Genomic DNA, 18,360 nt, shown 5'->3' on the forward strand with positions numbered 1-18,360 from the left:
TTGTCAAGCCTTAAAATTGAAATGCACAACAAAAAAAGAGCTCCTATTTCGGAAGCTCTTGGGGTTGAATATTTAGTGTTTGAGTTCAACGTCCTGTACTCTGAATAAACTGCAAGACTTCATTCATAATTCGGTCCTTCTCTTCACAATGGCACACCATATGACCACTGTTGTCGACCATCAGCACCTGTTTTTGGGTCGCCTTGATCATATGATGACGTAGGTAATCGGCGCTTCTAGTCTTCACTAGATGATCCCGTTTCCCTTGCACGATCAGGGTTGGAGTCTCAATATGCGGATAAACAGAAAAGCTTTCACGAACCAGTCGCTGGAACTCTCGAGTTGCTTTTGGAGGCGTTGAACTGAATTTACTAATATAAGTTTTTAGCATGGAAAAGCTCGCAAGGGTCTTAATAATTTCTACAGGATTCAGCGGAAACACAGGGGTAGACAACAAAGTGAGAGATTTAATCCAAGGTTTATAGCGCACTGAGAGATGTGAAGCAATAAGAGCACCGGTTGAAAAACCGATCAGATGAACTCCGTCATTTGTCTTTAACAGCTCTGTTAATTCATCCTCAGCACTTTGCTGCCAATCATGTCGATCCGAATGCAGTAAATCATTCCTGCTGCCCCCGTGCCCCTTTAGGGTAAATGTTCTGGAACGATAATTATGCTGCTCCATAAACTGGGACAAGGGAGAGATTTCATGCTCACCTCCGGTAAAGCCATGAATAAATAAACAACTTTCCATAATTGTCCCTCTTTTCACATTCCAAACTGAATTCCATCTTTATTGTATAATGCCAATCCCCTTTATTTTCTATTCATTCCAACCTTCTATGTAAAACCTTAACCAAATGATGTCAAGGTTCACCACCGTTATAGGTTCAAAATAAAATATATATTCTATTGTTCCCACCAAAGAAGACCGAGTGCAGAAGTAATCGTTAAACCTACGGCCGAGCTAGATGAAGTTACGTTAGCACAAATAGCAGTCCCCGGCGGAACGATGATGCTGCCCGTAAAGTTCTGTGAGAAAGCGCCTGGGGCTAATTGATAATTGTAAAGCGTCGTCCCCCCGCTAATTGCCGCTGTTGAAGATTGAACGGTCATCGCACTTGTAGCCGCGCTTCCGAGATTATTATTTGTTGGTGTCAAGGTTGCAGGAGAGGTTAACGTCCCCCCTTTGACAATTGTAAAGCTTCCAGACATAGCCGATAGCAGAGAAGATCCGCCGATACTGCCGCTTATACGAGATATATATACGGTTTTTCCGCTGCCAGCAGCATTACTAATCCGAATAGAAGTAATTGCAGAAATAAGACTAAGTACGACCAAACTAGACACGGATGTGTTGGTAGAATACAAGACCGCAGCCTTCGAAGCACTTATTTCAGGTGGCGCGCTGATATCCGGAGCTTGGAAGGTATTGACCATATCCACATAAAGAGGTTGATCATTGTCGTTAAACACATATTGATTAGGCATGATTATCCCCTCCCAGTTCTAATATTCCCACCAGCTGATAGATGTTGTCGCTGCTGAAGTTCCCGATGCAATCGTGATGGACGTGGTTATGGAATTTCCGGGAGGAACAACGATTTGTCCAGTAAAGTCAACAATGGCGGGACCCGCTGCCAGTAATAAAGATACTAGAGTGGCCGGACCTCCCGTAGGGGCAGCAGTCGAGGTTCTGGCCGTCATCACACTGGTTAACGCACTTCCAAAATTAAAATTTATCGGTGTAACGGTGGTTCCGGTGACCGTAGCGTTCCGAAGTAGAGATAACGTAACCGCAGCTGTTGCCGAGCTAGCTGCAACACGGGATACATACAATGTACGTCCGCTGCCTGCCGGATTACTAATCTGAACAACTAACGGTGCAGCAGTCGTTACCGTAGAAGTAAAAGGGATTCCAAACAATAGCCCCGCCTTAGCCGCTCCTCCCTCCGGAGCTGAATCTATACCAGGTGCAACATACGTGTTGACTTGTTCTGTAAAGAGTGGCTGGCTACTCTGATTAAATACTGAATCGTTTGGCATGCGCTATCCTCCCCGTACTTGAGCTTATCTTATTTTATGCCGCTCTAAGTAACAGGTTGTTTGGGAAGGTGCGTATTTTTGCTTTTGCAGCCCAATCACCTCTTATTTTTCACCATATATTATTATCACCATTCGAATGGCTAAGGATTGTCCCTAACGGTTCGCGGCTTATTGGACTGCGGTTTATTGATGCTCAGGGCTCAAACGACGGTTAGGGTCCTTTTATGGATAGGGTTCCAGAAAACCCGTAGGAGGTGAATGAAATCCATAACGGTCTGGAACTAAAAAAGCGCAGCAAAATAAAACACAAAAAAACACAGGGGAATCGCTCTCGAAATCCGCAACCTTTTCTACCTCCAAATGGTCGAAGAAACCGCCGTAAGGTCACGATCAGTCCTTTATTTTCCGAGCATCAATTTATCGGATTCCCCGTTTCCAGCTCCATTTCGCCTCTGCCTTGGCAAAAAAGCGGAACTAAAACGATGATCTCTTACGCAGTTATGAACCAAGGAGACCACCCTGTTAGCGTCCGCTTGGAGATTAGTCCGAACAGTCTTGATTCTTTTATAGATTCAGAAGAGATCGTGGCCGCAAAAGAAATGAAGGTGCTAGTGCCAAGCAGATTTTTAAAGTGGACTCGGATATCCGCCTCCACGCAACAGCCAACGGGTTTAGGCAAAATTGATGTATACGTCCAAGCCCAGTCTATAGGTATGAGTTAACAATTTTATAAGAGAGGGACGAGGAATTTTGCCTAACTACAGCTCTTTTCAAGCTAATCCCGATAATCTACGAACGCTTATTTTTGGCCGGGATGCCTCGCTGATTGATCATCCGCTTACTACAGATCCAGGCGGAAATCTAACGACAATTATCCTAGATGGTACGATTTCCAATATACTCGGAGCTACCATCACTGCGGGTACTTTGTCCTCAGCAGGAACAGTTACTAACATTCTTAACGGGACTATCACTAGCGTACTCGGGGCTACCATCACAGCGGGTACCTTGTCTTCCGCAGGTACGGTTACCAACATTCTTAACGGGACTATTACTAGCGTACTCGGAGCTACCATCACAGCTGGTACTTTGTCCTCCGCAGGAACCATTACTAACATTCTCGATGGCACGATTACCAGCGTGCTCGGAGCTACGATCACTGCCGGGACTATTACTAGTGTACTAGGCGCAACCATTACCGCTGGTACTTTGTCCTCCGCAGGAACCATTACTAACATTCTCGATGGCACGATTACCAGCGTGCTCGGAGCTACGATCACTGCCGGGACTATTACTAGTGTACTAGGCGCAACCATTACCGCTGGTACTTTGTCCTCAGCAGGAACAGTTACCAATATCCTTAATGGGACCATTACTAGTGTGCTAGGAGCTACAATCACTGCGGGTACCTTGTCTTCCGCAGGTACCATTACTAACATTCTCGATGGCACGATTACTAACGTACTTGGAGCTACCATCACTGCCGGTACTTTGTCTTCGGCTGGTACGGTAACCAATCTCTTAAACGGGACCATTACCAGCGTGCTCGGAGCCACCATTACGGCTGGTACTTTGTCTTCCGCAGGTACGGTCACCAACCTCTTAAACGGGACCATTACCAGCGTGCTCGGAGCTACGATCACTGCGGGTACTCTGTCCTCAGCAGGTACCATTACTAACATTCTCGATGGCACGATTACTAACGTACTTGGAGCCACCATCACAGCTGGTACTTTGTCTTCAGCAGGTACGGTTACCAACCTCTTAAACGGCACCATTACCAGCGTGCTCGGAGCCACCATCACAGCCGGTACACTCAGTAGTGTGACCTCTATTTCACAACGCAGCTTTATCGAACAGACGACGACGGGTATTGCAACTGCTAATGCCTATACTCCACTGCCAGCAGTGACTACGAGCGTATTGGGGACCTATTCCTTTTTCATCAATAACACTGGAGCTAACCCAGTCAACACACGAGTTGAAATCAGTGCTGACGGAACGAACTATTTCGTCGATACCACAGGAGATAATCCTTTAGCAGCAGGTTCTATCGATGTCATAGTTCCGGCAAGATTCCTGAAATATACACGCTTATCCTATCAATCAACGAATGCAGGAGCCGCCTCAACAATCAATGTAAGTTTCAACGCGCAGGGAACGTAATGCAGATGCCCATCATATGTTGTAACGAAAGAGTGCATGGATATCCATGTGCTTTTTCTTTTGATAGCAAAAGCTGATTTCTACTTCTACATATGTAACAAGGAGGAAACAACGTGAACAATATTACGCTTGGCGTCCACCTCATCGTTAACAATGAAGCTGATCTTCTGCCCCACTGTCTCACAAGCGTAGCAGGTGTTGACGAGATTGTGGTCATAGATACAGGCTCTACTGACGAATCCATAGCTATTTCCCAAGCGCACGGGGCTAGAGTATTCCAACGGGAATGGACAGAAAACTTTGCTGCAGCACGTAACGAAGGTCTCGATCAGGCGGATACCGATTGGATTCTAGTCCTTGATGCCGATGAACGCCTACAAACTCCACTTCCGGAACTCCGCAGCCTCCTGCAAAACACGCAAGCTCAGGCTTTTACAGTACACATTGATAATTGGCTTGGCGTTCGGCCTGAAGATAAGGTAAAGCACAGTGCGGTTCGTTTATTCCGAAATGGACAGGGTTATCGATATAGCGGAAGAATTCATGAAGGAATTGACGCTGCAATCCTTAAATCACATAACATCTCGGCGATTGAGCATAGTGATATTGAGATTGAACACTTCGGATATATGCCGGAAATCATGGCACGAAAAAATAAAATCAAACGCAATGAACAGCTGCTGCGACTCGCTTTAGCCGAACAACCGGAAGATCCTTTTCACTCGTATAATTTAGCAGTCACCTGCTGTCAGGACGGTCGTCTTCTGGAAGCAGAGACATTACTTCGCCAGACCCTTCACCATGTGCCACTTGAAGCTTCCTACCGTCCTACGATGATTAGAGATCTCTGTAAAATTTATCTGGCTCAAGGAAAAACCAATATCATAGATCCCTTGCTGTTGCCTGAATTGGAGCGTTATGAGGATTACTCTGACCTGCATTTTTTATTAGGCCAATCTTTGGAGAGTCAAGGTTTGTTAGAACGTGCTTTTCAAGCTTATCAGCGTGCAGCATCCATTTCTGGAGATCAGGTTAATCAAAAATATGTATCTGAGCAAGGGATGAACACCTTCCGCCCACTTTATCGACTAGGATTAATCTCAGAGCGGCTTGAGCTTCAGGAGGACGCTGCGAGATTCTACCACCGTGCGCTTCAACACCACTCTTTATATAGGCCTGCCTTGCAGGGAATAGCTTCTGCTTTTCAACGCTTAGCTGTAACCGATGAGGAGATTGCCACCTTGCTGATACAACTCGTCCCCCCAACTAATGCTGCCCAACGAGCTGCGATTATTGACAGTTTATTTGCGATAAATGCTAATGAGGCCATCACTAACTTATCCCGAGACACTTTTCCCTTGGAATTAGAGACGGCAAATTGGATGATCTCTTCGCTCATCATTACCGGCAAGCTGGAAGACGCCTATACAACGATAAGACAAATGGCCTCCTTAGCTACGCAAGATAACCATGATTTAGAATATCTGAAAAAGTGGGCTACCCTCTGGGCTATTTGCTCTTGGTCGCTTTTTGGAGAATTCCACAATGACCTGCTAACCTATGTACCAGACGAACTTCGCTTCGGACTGCAATACATTCAGAAGTGCCACCAGCAACAAAAGGTAGATCCCGTCGAAGCAGAGGTAGATCCATTAACATTACATTCCTCATTCATTTCAGATTTGATCGAACAATCAGTAAAACTACACCAGCCCGCGTTAAGCGAAGCTTTGGTAAATTTGTTCCCTACCTTTCGGTCTGAATTAGCCGCAGCATTATATAAAGAAGGGAATAGGAATGCGGCAGGCGAGCATTTTATCAGGTTAGTTAGCGATCAAGCGGCTGATGCGAAGGTTCTTTTTTATATAGGTGAGATGGTCTTTGACAAGGGGCATTACACGGAAGCCAGTGAATGGTTTCAACAAGCGCTGGAGCAAATGCCTGAGCATGAGGCTGCCCGAGTGGTTTTAGCACTCTGTTACCTTCAGCAAGCGAAGCTTAGCATGGAGGATGCTCTGAACAGCTTGGATGCAGCTAACGTCCACGGTCCACTGCAAACGGATATTGGTGCCATCCATAAATCCATCTTTTTACTAAATCGTACACCGTGGCACACACAGTGGAGCTTCCGCCAGAGCGAGGGGAGGGCAGCCAAATGAACATGCCAAGCCAAAAACCTCTGATTTCGCTATGCATGATCGTTAAGAACGAAGCAGATAGCTTAAGCCAATGTTTAAAAAGCGTACGTGGTGTCGCCGATGAGATCATAGTAGTCGACACTGGCTCTACCGACTCCACGCTACAAATTGCTCTAAGCTTTGGAGCTAAAGTTGTTCACCATCCTTGGAATGGCGATTTTGCCGCTGCCCGCAACGCGGGTCTTCAGCAAGCCCACGGACAATGGATTCTCATTCTGGATGGAGATGAGGAACTGGATGCGAAAAGTAAGGGGGAGCTGTTGCTGTGTGCGGAGCATTTGGAGTATGAAGCTTTTTTTCTGCGCATTCATAATCATAAAGGTTTAACCGAAGCTTCACAGACCATTACTGTTAATCCGATTATCCGGCTATTCCGTAACCGCCCGCAGTACCGTTTCAGCGGCATCATCCACGAACAGATTGCAGAAACGATCGTAAAAGCTACACCCAAAGCAGCTATGCATTTAAGCACCGTAGTCATCCATCATTACGGTTATGCAGACGGCGTAGTAGCAAAAAAAGATAAGATCAAACGAAATGTCGGGCTACTCAAGGAACAGCTAAAGTTAAATCCCAATGACCCCTTTCACCATTTCAATATGGCTGTTGAATATATGCGGCTTAGTGAATATCAACCGGCTCTAGAGCATATCAAAAGATCACTTAACGAAGCTCCGCCCGACACAAGTTACGTTCATCTGCTGCACAAATATCAAATCCGCTGCCTGGCAGAATTAAAAGATTTCAACGCGGCGCTGGAAGCTTGCGATTTAGGGATAACCCTACATCCAGATTATCCTGACTTGGCTCATATCAAAGGTGTGCTGCTGTTTCAAATGGGAGCCCTAGCTGAGGCCAAAACAGCATTGCTGCAAGCCTTAGTCATTGGAGAAGCCCCTTCCGGTTACCATACCGAGTCTGGATTCGGATCTTATTTGACATTTTATTTGCTGGGACAGTTATGCGAAGAAATAGGCGATCAGACCGAGGCCTGTGCCTGTTATACCAAAGCTGCTCAGCTTCATCCCGATCCAACGCCCATTATAACCCGACTGATCCGAGCCTTAAAATGTGCTGAGCGCGAAAATGAAATTTCGGGCTGGCTTCACGCTCATCTACCCGAATACACAGCTGCTAAAAGCGGACTTCTCTTAGATTTATTGCAGATTGAGGGATGTGATAAGGCAGCAAAACAGCTGATGAAGACCACAGGGCAGCCCTCATCTAATGACTCGTTATTCAACCCAGCCTATCACCCAGGGCGTTCGGAGCTTTTGTTGGCGGATCGTCTGCTTGCCTCCCTCTCTTCTTCAACCCCCTATTCTCCAGCGGCTAAAAGAGTGCGGCTCGCACTTCCACTGCCCAGAGTTTCAGATTAGGAAGGACGTATTCCTATGACCACACCGGATATTACACTTTGCATGATCATTAAGAACGAGGCAAACCATCTGGAGAAATGCTTATCCTCTGTGTGCGGGCTAGTATCTGAGATTATCATTGCGGATACAGGTTCAGAGGATAACAGTAAAGAAATCGCTCAGAGGTTCGGTGCAAAGATTATCGACATTCCTTGGGAAAATGATTTTACCAAAGCTCGGAATATAAGCCTAGAGTATGCAACTTCTGCTTGGGTTCTGGTGCTGGATGCCGATGAGGCTGTGGATCATTGGAGTGAGAATCTGCTCCAGCCCTTGCTTGGTGCCGAGTATATTCATGGGTATTGGCTGCCCATTATCCACTATGTCGGTGATATACCTAAAGCGGATTTTGTTACAGATCATGTCTGTCGATTATTCAGAAATGACAAAAGAATTATTTTTCGCGGAAGTATTCATGAGGAGATTGCCAGCAGCATTTGGGAGCTTCCAGCGGGGGAGATCGCTTATGCAGATTTGCGTATTTTGCACTACGGATATTTAGAAGATGAATTGATGCGTAAAAATAAATATAACCGCAATTTAGCACTTATCAACAACGGTCTGCGGCTTCAACCAAACCATCTTTTTCTTCGTTATGCGTTAGGGGCAGAGTATTATCAGCAGGGACAATATAAAGAAGCGGCAGAGATCCTCCTTCCGCTGCTCACCTCCACTCCAGCCCCTTCCGGTTATGTCTCAGATATTTACCTTAAGACGGCTTACGCCTTACAACTATGTGGCCGAAAGCAGGAAGCTGAGGAAGTTTTTCGTACGGGGAGCGGTCTTTTTCCCGATTTCACGGATTTATTAGAAAGCTATGCCCTCCTGTTACTGGAACAAGGGAAGCTCAGCTCAGCCAAGCACTACTTGGAGCAAGCACTTCAGAGCGGGAATACAGCACATAAATACCCTTCTTCCTCGGGCAGTGGAACGTATCGAACAGAACTACTAGCCGGGAGAGTGTGTGAGAAGTTATACCAATACCCGGATGCGTGGAGACATTACGAGGCTTCCATACAACATAAGCCTGATTATACCGAAGCGTGGAAAGAATTTGTCCCACTAAGCCTTTTTTCTGGGGAGAAGGTGATGCTACGAGCATTGACCCACAACCATCTGCACTCTTTATCCCCTGATACTTTGAGTTATCTTCTGCCCGCAGCGCTCAATGCCCGCGATCCGGAATGGCAAGCTGAGCTTTCTACAGCCAGCCAGTTACCCTTATCTGTTCAGGTTGCATTGCAGGCGATTCTGGAAATAAACAATCAACCAGAACATCTTCAGACACTCGCACCGCTTGAACAGCTGCTTCATGATCCTTCCCATCTTTCCAACCGATCCTTTGTACTTGGCTACCTGTGGGCTTTCTCTTGCCGTATTGGAGATACTGAGTCTGCCATGCGCTGGCTTGTCTGTCTATTGCCTTACAGACCGGGGATTTTATCGATCCATCATCTTTTAGCGGGGAATTATAGGCTTAAAGCTGATCTTTCGGATCTCAACTATGCAGCACAATTGCTGCTTCAGACTGGTGCTTGGAATAGTTTATTAGCACTTTATCGGCATTCGCAAGGTTCTTCCTTTCAATGGTCCAGTCTGCCGCAGCCTTTACTTTACGGTTTACTCGAAGCCCCCACCTCCATAAAAAAACAATGGTGCTCTATTTATGTCAGCAAGCCTCCTCAATATCAAACGCCTGCGGACTGTACCGAGTGGCAATTATACGCTGCGATAGCCTACTCCTGCGGAGAGGTGCCCATCCTTCATATAGAAGATGAAGCCGCTTTGCGTAGAGTCGGGGGGGCTACCGCAGCCGTGAGCCTCGCTTATTACAAGCTGCAGCTCGCAGCAGAAGTTTATCCGCAAGGGATACCGTCAGCTCATATCTCTTCTGCGCTGCTTCTGAGATCTGCCAGCCGGACTTAGCCGGTTGGCAGGGCAGATGCGGATTTCAATGCTCCTCTTGCCATTCTACCAGATGGGGCTGCTCATCAAGGATAGATTCGTACTGCTCCAGACTACCCCAGCGCCCCTCTGGATCAAGCTCCAGGTAACGCGAGTATTTTCGCCGAAGCTCCTCAGGGGATATCGCCCAACCATAATGTTTCACACGCAGCTCGGTAAGAAAACCCGGCAATACCGAATAAGAGAGCGGAAGCCTTGGCACATGATGATCCATTTTCGGAAAAAAATAATGAAAGGTCGGCAAATAGCGGACTAGTGTACGGGTATGTTTCGTGTGGATATTCCAATGCTCATCTTCACGGTAATGTGTGGTGCCGCCCCAAAAATCAAATAATCGGAAGGATACCCAGTCATACACATCCTGATCGATGAGTCGCCTCATCTCCCGTTTAGCAGACTCTTCATAGAACTCATCGGCGTCCACAGACAGCAGCCAATCCGGATTCGTAGATACCGCCAGCTCCCACAATGTTTGCCGCAGCTCCCATTCACGGTTAAACAAAGAGCTTTGCAGGGTTACGAGCTTCTTAACTTTGGCAAAAGAGAGACATAACTGAGCCGTATTATCTGTACTTCCATCATCCACGATCACAATATCATCCACGAACTCACTTAATTCCTCCAGCACCTGCTCTAAATACCTTCCGGCTTCGTTCCTAACCTGCATTATAGCAGTCAGACGATTGCCAGATGTTTTGCGGAGTGGCCCTCTATGACTACTCATCCTCCACTCTCCTTCTCAATCGTCTTACAGCCTCTTCGAGATCTGCCATCTCTGACAAAAGTGGCCATGCCTGATTGTCTTGCCCTCCCGCATTTAAAAAGCTGCGGATGGCCTCGTGCCGCCTGCCATACAGCAAGTGTATGGTGCCTTCCATGGCTTCATCCACATTTTCTTCCTGCTCATGTTGCAGCACTATTGCCTTTTCCCATTGAAAAGTCCGCACATAATTTTGCACCAGCAACGCTTTTGCCTCGGAAGAAGTTAGCGGACTTAAAATTCTAACCGCCGCTGCCTCATCCTCATTCAGGTGGAACAACTCCGCGCGAACCAGTTCATCCTGCCCGGAATGGAGCCAGCCCTCCATCCTTTCTACTGCTTGCTTCTCCTCTGCGGTAAATGCTGTAATCGCAAATTGGCGGACTGCCGTTTCCAGATTCCCTGTCTTGGCTTCTATTGCAGAAAAAAAACGGAAGTGTGAAATAAGGCAATCCAAATATTCATACAACACCATTAACTCAAAGGATTGCGCCAGATATCGATTCGCTGTGGAGTCCCCAAGCAAATACAAATAAGATGCTGCCAAATAATGTACAACAGGCTGGCTGGGCAGCTTGGCGCACATTGAGGTATAATAATCAGCCCTAAGCTGTAGTTGAATCCTAAACCAGTCCGTAGAAAGGAGGGGCTCCTCCTGCCATAAGTTCTCAATCGCCTTACTCCACAACATCTCATAATCTGTCAGAAAATAAATCCGCTCGCGCTGAAATACAACTCCATAGGATTCCTGCTGATCCCCGTCGAGATAAATAACACTCTCCCTGCACAAGCTCTGCTCCAGATAGATCCGTTCTGACCGGGTTCCTACTAGATCAGCCTTTGCTCCAAGCAAGCCGCTGTATTTATCCCATAAGACCTTATTTTCTTCTTCCGGACAGCGCTCTAACAAAGCCACTATATACCCTGCTTGCAAAGAAAGAACCTCGGGCAGCCAATAAGGAGAGGAGACCAGAAATGTGTACTCCCTCGCCTTGAGAGTATGAATATCCGCGATCATTACCGGCTTGATCTGGCTGTTAATCTGCTGCTCAAGAGTCATTCTTCCGGCAAAACAAACCTCTTCCCGCTCGGGAAGAAGATCCAACAGTCTTTTATATTCGTATTCCTCCCAGGAGCCTCTGCTCAGAATTAAATATTTCATGAGTGCGCCTCCCTGCCCCTGCTGCTATCTGCCTTCTTCCCCTGCGGTTCGGACAAATCCCCCACATAACCTATAGTTAGTGAAGCTTCAGGGTGAAGCTGCAATTGGTGCGAAGTGGACGCCTTACAGGTAATCACTCCAGGCACATTCCCGCCTTTATGAGCAACTCGCTCTAGCGGAAAAACAATTCCCGAAGGGTCTCCCTTAAGCAAATGCCCCACCTCTTCGTCCATATCCGTAGATAAACTAACGATCAGATCCGCGGAACCTTGGGTGATCGCTTTCACTACCCGTTCAACGTAATATTTCTCATACCTGATAGAGTCTGATAAATACACAGTTATCTCACTCTCAAATAATGCAGATGCATTCTTCAAAGCCCGCAGCCAAGCCTCTTGACCACGAACTGTAATCACTACATCCTGTTCATTTACTGGCAAGCCGGAAGCTGTGTTCATCCAGCTGTCCTTGATCCAGATCCAGCGAATATTCTTGTAGCTCTGCTGCTCCTGTGTAGCTGCCCATTCCTGCGGAAGATGGTCCCCATTCCCATCCTCTTCACAATAAACAATCGCCGTCACTAATGGCGTTGCCAAGGTTGCCTTACCGAGTGGAATAACAGGTTGTGTTGATTGTAAGAATCCATTCTGCGGTACAAGATGTTCTTCGTCTTCTAAGACATCTTCCAGCGCCCATTTTGTACTGTACGCCCGCCAGCCATCCGCAAGTGTTGGTCCGTTCAGCCTACTCTGGCCTCTATCAAGTGAATGTATAGCATGGACATACACAGCATCACTTAGCGCCAGCTTAGCTCCAGACTGCCGCGCTCGAAGACACCAATCGGCAATCATAAGAGGCCGCGCATGAAGCGAGGTGTCCAACCCTCCAATACGCTGAAGCAGCTCTTTAGAGAACAGGAGGCAAGAACCCGTTAGTACATCCATCTCTCGCCATTCTCCTTGGTGCCGGCTAAGACTATAGCTCACATGCGCAGCAAACTCATCATAGGTGCCGAAGTGAAGACGTTTCTTCCCTTCCCCTCTTTCGGTTGAAGAGCGAGGGGCAACCACCTTAATAGAAGCGTCATCAAAAGGAACCCACAATAGCTCATTTAGCCAGCCAGACGATACCATGGTCGAATCTTCAAGTAAAACCGCGAAACTGGTTTCGATCTGTGCCAGAGCCTGGTTAGGCATGTACTCCTCTTTCTCATAAGGAACAAAGAGAATCGACTGCTCCTGTGAGAACTGTCCGGCTAATGTATCCATAGAAAAATCAGGAGTCATTGCCACAGCAATAATGCGCACAGACTCTCCAGAATGGAGCAGCAGCAAGGGTAAGCAAGCCGCGGCACAATCCGGGCGGCTTAGCTCAACTACAAGGGTGATCCCATCTATACTCGGCAGTGGAAGTAGTCCCGTGCGTTCCAAGAACCCATACCTTCCCGCCAAGCGTTCCACATTCAGAGATTCTTGCGACATTAGGATTCACGCTCCATTTATTAAAGCTGTTCTACCTATAGTCTATGAGCGCTGAAGCGTGATATCCCCTTAATTTCCTCCGCCCGCTCCTTTATCTTCTTCCGTATGGTCTGCACCCGTACTCGCGGGATCAGTTGCCGCTGGAGACGGGTTGTTATCTTTCTGACTGTTGCTGGAGGTATCCTTACCCTGATCCACTGCTCCACTCTTATCCCCACCTACAGCTGGAGCAGGAATAGCAATTCCCGGAGCACTGCTGCCGTTCGCCCCCACAGGTTGACCTTGATTATCGTAGTAATACATAGGTACATCTCCAACAACCATCAGATAAGACACAGGAATTTCTGTATCCACTACCTGCGGCTCCATATCAAAAGGAATGACGACTGCAACCTCTGTCACAATATGAATATATACCTCGACCAGAATCATATTGATCCCAGCGTTTTGCTGGCGAGTACTGAGTTCAACCTTAACCGCACCTTGTGGTTCAATCTTGATCGGAATATCGGGTCCATAAGAAGCGATAAGGGGACTGCCCAGCGCCTGCCCCAGCGGAATATATTCTGTTCGATTATGCAATTCCTGCAGCGTAGACTGAATGACCTGTGCCGCTTGCGAAGTAATACGCATATGCTCCGCGTAGTTGAGCATGAACCCTGATATTTTCCCGTTCTTATCCGTCTTCCAATCAATTAGCTCTTCCGCATTCCCTCCATTCGCAACCTGAGAGGTAATCGCCTTATTAATCGATTCCGTAGCGATTTGCTTCACACGTATTTGTGCTAAATGCAGGATGGGCGGCTTCATATGCAGCTCCACATAGCGAAGTGACTGCAGCACCAGCACAAGTATTACTAAAGATGCTATCAGCCAAAATTTGCGTCGGCTTCTTGGCTTATGTGTTTTTCCGCCTGCAACCGTTACCTTACTCTCTGGCCGGCTGGATAACCTAAAGCGGCCTTTGCTACGTTTGGCTTCAAAGCGCGTACGCTGCGGCCTAACCGCTGCCCGGCTGGGTTTTGACTTGAATGCGGAGCTTCTTGCTGAGAATCTCCGATTCGTGTCCCCATTTATTTTTGGCAGCCGAAAATGGCCTAGATCAGGTATTCTCAGCCTTCGGTTCCCCCATTTTTTCAATCTGCCCATTGCAATAGTCCCTCCCGCCTTACGCAGAGGTCAAGCCACCTCCACTTAATTTAAGGTATTCGCTAAGAGGACAAAAAAGAAGAACGTTCCCTCCGGCAAACTACGCCTGAAGAAACGTTCTTCATCCTTTAGATCATGAACTGGGAATATGATATTAGTGCATTCTGCTCCGCTTATCCTCCTGCAAATGGTCCCAATGACGCCGAATAAAGATGCCAATGAGAATAGCAATAAACACCGCATACCAGGTAAGATAACCATTCCATTCTTCACGCGGAACAATTAAAGTTGATCCAATCGTACCGAATAACCATATATAAGATAAATTACCAAGCACGGTTCCCCATATAAAGGATGAGGCTTTAATCGGTGAAACAGCAGACATGAAATTGATTACATTGTTCGGAATAATCGGAATCGTACGCAATAGTACCAGCGTCCAAATCCCGTATCGATCCAAGTAACGTTGCCATTTATCATAGCGCTTCAGTTTGGTTCTCCATTTTCGGTCAAACCAGTTATACAGATATCTCCGAATAAGAAAATACATCAGTATTCCGCCTAGATTGCAGGCCAGCCAACTGATCAGCATGCCTCCAATTACGTTAAAAACAGAGACATGCAGCACGATCAAAATTACGAATGGAAAAAATCCTAATATACTCTGCAAAAGTGCGAGCGGGATGGTCACGAATAAAATAGATGGCCCGCTAAGGCCCAGCGTTTGCAGCAGCCAATCAATCCAGGTATTTATGGTCTCTGTCATGAAGCAGTCTCCTCTCTTGACTCCTTGCAGCAGCTGCCTCCTGATTTACTTTGACAAAGCATAAGTCTAAGTGTGTAAACTAGGTATCCATTCTTATTGAAATATAAGCACAGTACATTAAGAGCTTGTAATACTTTGCTTATATTCCCAAGAAAAACACCCCTTACGGGGTGTTTTATTGAATGAGCTTGCTTATGAAGTGTAATGTGTAAAGAACAGTAGTTAGCGTACAAGTTACATTTTTGTTTCCATTTATTCTTCACATCATAACACAGTTTTTAATTTACTTACAATTCTATACCTGCAACCCAAGCATTCACTTTATCCGGATTGCTCTCAACCCAAGTTTTAGCGGCTTCTTCTGGTGACTTACCACCCTGAACCTCAATCATTACTTTAGCCATATCTTCCGCTGTCCATTCGAATTGATCCAGGAATTTGTAGACATTCGGCATGTCATCTTTCAGACCTTGGCGGACCATCGTGTGGATCTGTTCATCCGCACCATAAACCCCTTTTGGATCTTCCAGATACTTCAGATCCATATTGGCGAACATCCAGTGTGGTGTCCAACCTGTAACAACGATTGGCTCGTTGTTGTCATAAGCCTTTTGCAGTTCCTGAGCCATCGCTGCGGATGAGCTTTCAAGAAGTGTGTAATCGCTAAGATCATATTCCGCAATAGCCTTTTCTGTGGTTGTCATAATGCCAGCACCTGGCTCAATGCCGATAATGCGATTGTTCAGCTTTGCTGCCATATCACTGTTCTTCAAGTCTTCAATAGAATTAATATCCATATAGGCTGGAACAGCCAAGCCAACCTTAGTTCCGTTTAGATTCGCACCCAAATCTTCAATTTTTGCACCATACTTTTCTAGATAAGCCGCATGGGTGCTTGGCAGCCAAGCTGCAACCATTCCATCCGCACTACCGTCTGCAACCCCAGCCCACATTGGGCCAGCATCTACCTGCAGCATTTCAACGGTAGCTCCAAGCTTAGTTTCAAGTACTTCCTTTACTACATAAGTACTCGCAATTTCCGAATCCCATGCTACATATGCTAATTTTACCTTCTCTTTACTTGATGAAGAACATCCAGCAATAACAGCAATCATCATAATAACTAACAGGAATACCCCTATATTTTTCTTCTTCATTTATTTAAAACTCCTATCTTTGTTTTGGTTTTAGTGCGTTCTGTGTCAAACGGTCCAGCAGAATGGCAATAATAACGATCGCAATCCCTGCTTCGAATCCGTCTCCTGTCTTAGCCTGTGATACCGCACGGTATACATAGGCACCCACGCCCTGTGCACCAATCATCGATGAGATAACAACCATTGACAGTGACAACATAATTGTCTGGTTCACACCTGCCATAATTGTTGGTAAAGCGATTGGAAGCTGCAATTTAACTAATTTCTGAGTAGGTGTCGATCCGAAAGCATCTGCTGCCTCTACCAGTTCCTCCGAAACCTGACGAATTCCGAGATTGGTCAAGCGAATCGTTGGCGGAATTGCAAAAATAATCGAAGCTATAACCCCTGGAACTACGCCCAGTGAGAAAAAGGATACCGCTGGCAATAAATATACAAAAGCCGGCATCGTCTGCATAAAGTCCAAAATAGGCGTAACTATATTTCTAACGGTATTTCTCTGCGCACATAAAATACCAATCGGCACACCAATTACTACAGCCAATATCGAGGCGGTTAGAACAAGGGCCAAGGACTGCATAGAAGGTCCCCATAATCCAAGATTATCAATCAGAAGCAGCCCAATGACCGCAAATAGTGCCATGCGCCATTTACCGATCCAATAAGACAAAGCTGCAATAATCACGATAAGTACTAGTGCTGGCAGGAAGGTAAGTGCATTTTCAATGCCAGCCACCATACCACCGATAATCGAATGGATGAAGTCAAACAGGGGCCCACAATAAGTCGTCAGCCAATTTTCCAACCACTCGAGTGCCTTTCCCAAAGGCAGTTTAGGAATGTCCATTATAATCCTCCTTCCGGTACCGCGTTGCCGGCGAGTGCGGAAAGAACGGCTCCTTTAATCACAATACCCTTCAATTTATCCGCTTCATCTACGACGGCTACAGGCAAATGTGTCTCAGATATTAATTCAAAGAAATCATTGAGTAGCGTTTCCGGTTGTACACGTGGGATTTCTCTCCGCGTTACTTCCAGAATAGATTTATTATCATTCAGTGCCTTAAGGGCATCCTCAGCTGTAATAACACCCAGAAGCTTATTTTCCTTGTCCACTACATACAGACTGAATATACCACTGTCACGCATTAATTGAAGCGCTACCCGAGGCCCGCGTTCAGGTCTGACTGTTTCCGGCTGACGCATTACATGAGCTGCAGTCAACACCTTGGACAAGTCCACATCCTCCACGAATCGCTCTACATATTTATTGGCAGGTTGGATGAGGATTTCTTCCGGTGTACCAATTTGCACAATGACTCCGTCCTTCATCAGTGCGATCCGATCTCCAATCCGCAAAGCTTCGTCTAGATCATGAGTGATGAACACGATGGTTTTCTTCACTCTGGCCTGTAATTCCAGCAGCTCTTGCTGCATGTCTTTACGAATAAGCGGATCCAGTGCACTAAATGCCTCATCCATAAGCAGGATATCCGGGTCGTTGGCAAGGCCCCGTGCCAGTCCAACACGCTGCTGCATCCCTCCACTGAGTTGATCAGGACGATGATTCTCCCAACCTTTCAGACCTACCAGATGCAAAGCTTCCGTTGCCAGTTCAGTTCTTTTCTTTTTATCTACGCCCTGAACTTCAAGTCCGTATGCTGCATTCTCCAGTACGCTTCGATGTGGAAATAATGCGAACTTCTGAAACACCATACCGATGTTCTTCCGTCTGAATTGGCGCAGCTGCTCCGGATTCATTTTCACAACATCTTTCCCTTTAAAAAGAACTTGCCCCCCTGTAGGCTCAATCAAGCGGTTCAACAAACGAACCAGCGTCGACTTACCGCTGCCGGACAAACCCATAATGACGAATATTTCTCCTTCTTCAATGCTGAATTCGGCTTTGTTGACTCCGACTGTCAACTTCAATTCCTGAGCAATTTTTTCCTTCGACATCCCTTGCTCTAATAAAGGAATCGCGCGTCCCGCATCATGACCGAATACTTTGGTTAGTTGTTTCACCTCTATAATAGCCATGCCGTCCTCCTTCTCCCGAAATGTTATCCGGGTTTAGTTCACTTATAGTAGT

16 protein-coding genes are annotated in these 18,360 nt (G+C 46.5%); 5 read left to right on the forward strand and 11 right to left on the reverse strand.

Annotated features, from left to right (window positions below):
- Positions 1–85 precede the first annotated feature (85 nt).
- The 3 genes from PODO_RS25215 to PODO_RS25225 form a co-directional block, all read right to left on the reverse strand.
- Complete coding sequence (locus tag PODO_RS25215; RefSeq protein ID WP_038573215.1) at positions 86–754, reverse strand: alpha/beta hydrolase; 669 nt, start codon at positions 752–754, stop codon at positions 86–88.
- A gap of 155 nt (positions 755–909) precedes the next feature.
- Entirely contained in the window at positions 910–1,491 is a 582-nt protein-coding gene (locus PODO_RS25220) for a hypothetical protein (protein ID WP_038573217.1), read from the reverse strand.
- 18 nt (positions 1,492–1,509) lie between these two features.
- On the reverse strand, positions 1,510–2,046 hold the full coding sequence (locus PODO_RS25225) for a hypothetical protein (protein WP_038573218.1): 537 nt from the start codon (positions 2,044–2,046) through the stop codon (positions 1,510–1,512).
- 254 nt (positions 2,047–2,300) lie between these two features.
- On the opposite strand from PODO_RS25225, the gene PODO_RS31360 reads away from it, so the two are divergent.
- From PODO_RS31360 to PODO_RS30220, 5 genes are all read left to right on the forward strand, one after another.
- Entirely contained in the window at positions 2,301–2,768 is a 468-nt protein-coding gene (locus PODO_RS31360; protein ID WP_143767727.1) for a DUF6385 domain-containing protein, read from the forward strand.
- Positions 2,769–2,796: 28 nt separating this feature from the next.
- Positions 2,797–4,212, forward strand: coding sequence for a DUF6385 domain-containing protein (locus PODO_RS32065; protein WP_244886394.1), 1,416 nt, complete (start codon positions 2,797–2,799; stop codon positions 4,210–4,212).
- Between the two features lie 113 nt (positions 4,213–4,325).
- On the forward strand, positions 4,326–6,371 hold the full coding sequence (locus PODO_RS25240) for a glycosyltransferase (RefSeq protein ID WP_038573219.1): 2,046 nt from the start codon (positions 4,326–4,328) through the stop codon (positions 6,369–6,371).
- Positions 6,368–7,789: a tetratricopeptide repeat-containing glycosyltransferase family 2 protein gene (locus PODO_RS25245; protein ID WP_052097304.1), complete on the forward strand. Its 1,422-nt coding sequence runs from the start codon at positions 6,368–6,370 to the stop codon at positions 7,787–7,789. Before PODO_RS25240 ends, PODO_RS25245 begins: the two co-directional genes overlap by 4 nt.
- Positions 7,790–7,831: 42 nt before the next feature.
- Positions 7,832–9,754, forward strand: a complete 1,923-nt coding sequence (locus PODO_RS30220) for a tetratricopeptide repeat-containing glycosyltransferase family 2 protein (protein WP_169744807.1) — start codon at positions 7,832–7,834, stop codon at positions 9,752–9,754.
- Between the two features lie 25 nt (positions 9,755–9,779).
- Here PODO_RS30220 and PODO_RS25255 read toward each other — a convergent pair whose 3' ends face one another.
- The 8 genes from PODO_RS25255 to PODO_RS25290 form a co-directional block, all read right to left on the reverse strand.
- Positions 9,780–10,517: a glycosyltransferase gene (locus PODO_RS25255; protein WP_038573220.1), complete on the reverse strand. Its 738-nt coding sequence runs from the start codon at positions 10,515–10,517 to the stop codon at positions 9,780–9,782.
- Positions 10,510–11,715 carry a hypothetical protein gene (locus PODO_RS25260; RefSeq protein ID WP_038573221.1) on the reverse strand — a complete coding sequence of 402 codons (1,206 nt, stop codon included), beginning with the start codon at positions 11,713–11,715 and terminating at the stop codon, positions 10,510–10,512. Before PODO_RS25260 ends, PODO_RS25255 begins: the two co-directional genes overlap by 8 nt.
- Positions 11,712–13,196: a glycosyltransferase family protein gene (locus PODO_RS25265; protein ID WP_038573222.1), complete on the reverse strand. Its 1,485-nt coding sequence runs from the start codon at positions 13,194–13,196 to the stop codon at positions 11,712–11,714. Before PODO_RS25265 ends, PODO_RS25260 begins: the two co-directional genes overlap by 4 nt.
- Before the next feature lie 69 nt (positions 13,197–13,265).
- The gene (yunB, locus tag PODO_RS25270) at positions 13,266–14,345 is read right to left on the reverse strand and encodes a sporulation protein YunB (RefSeq protein WP_076141798.1); all 1,080 of its coding nucleotides are present in this window, start codon (positions 14,343–14,345) and stop codon (positions 13,266–13,268) included.
- Positions 14,346–14,499: 154 nt separating this feature from the next.
- Entirely contained in the window at positions 14,500–15,111 is a 612-nt protein-coding gene (locus PODO_RS25275; protein WP_036685356.1) for a TVP38/TMEM64 family protein, read from the reverse strand.
- 287 nt (positions 15,112–15,398) lie between these two features.
- Entirely contained in the window at positions 15,399–16,268 is an 870-nt protein-coding gene (locus PODO_RS25280) for a glycine betaine ABC transporter substrate-binding protein (protein ID WP_038573223.1), read from the reverse strand.
- A gap of 13 nt (positions 16,269–16,281) precedes the next feature.
- Positions 16,282–17,115: an ABC transporter permease gene (locus PODO_RS25285; protein WP_036685360.1), complete on the reverse strand. Its 834-nt coding sequence runs from the start codon at positions 17,113–17,115 to the stop codon at positions 16,282–16,284.
- Positions 17,115–18,308 carry a quaternary amine ABC transporter ATP-binding protein gene (locus PODO_RS25290; protein ID WP_036685362.1) on the reverse strand — a complete coding sequence of 398 codons (1,194 nt, stop codon included), beginning with the start codon at positions 18,306–18,308 and terminating at the stop codon, positions 17,115–17,117. Before PODO_RS25290 ends, PODO_RS25285 begins: the two co-directional genes overlap by 1 nt.
- Between the last annotated feature and the right edge of the window lie 52 nt (positions 18,309–18,360).

The organism is Paenibacillus odorifer (genome assembly GCF_000758725.1).
Taxonomy (GTDB): Bacteria; Bacillota; Bacilli; order Paenibacillales; family Paenibacillaceae; genus Paenibacillus_AQ; species Paenibacillus_AQ odorifer.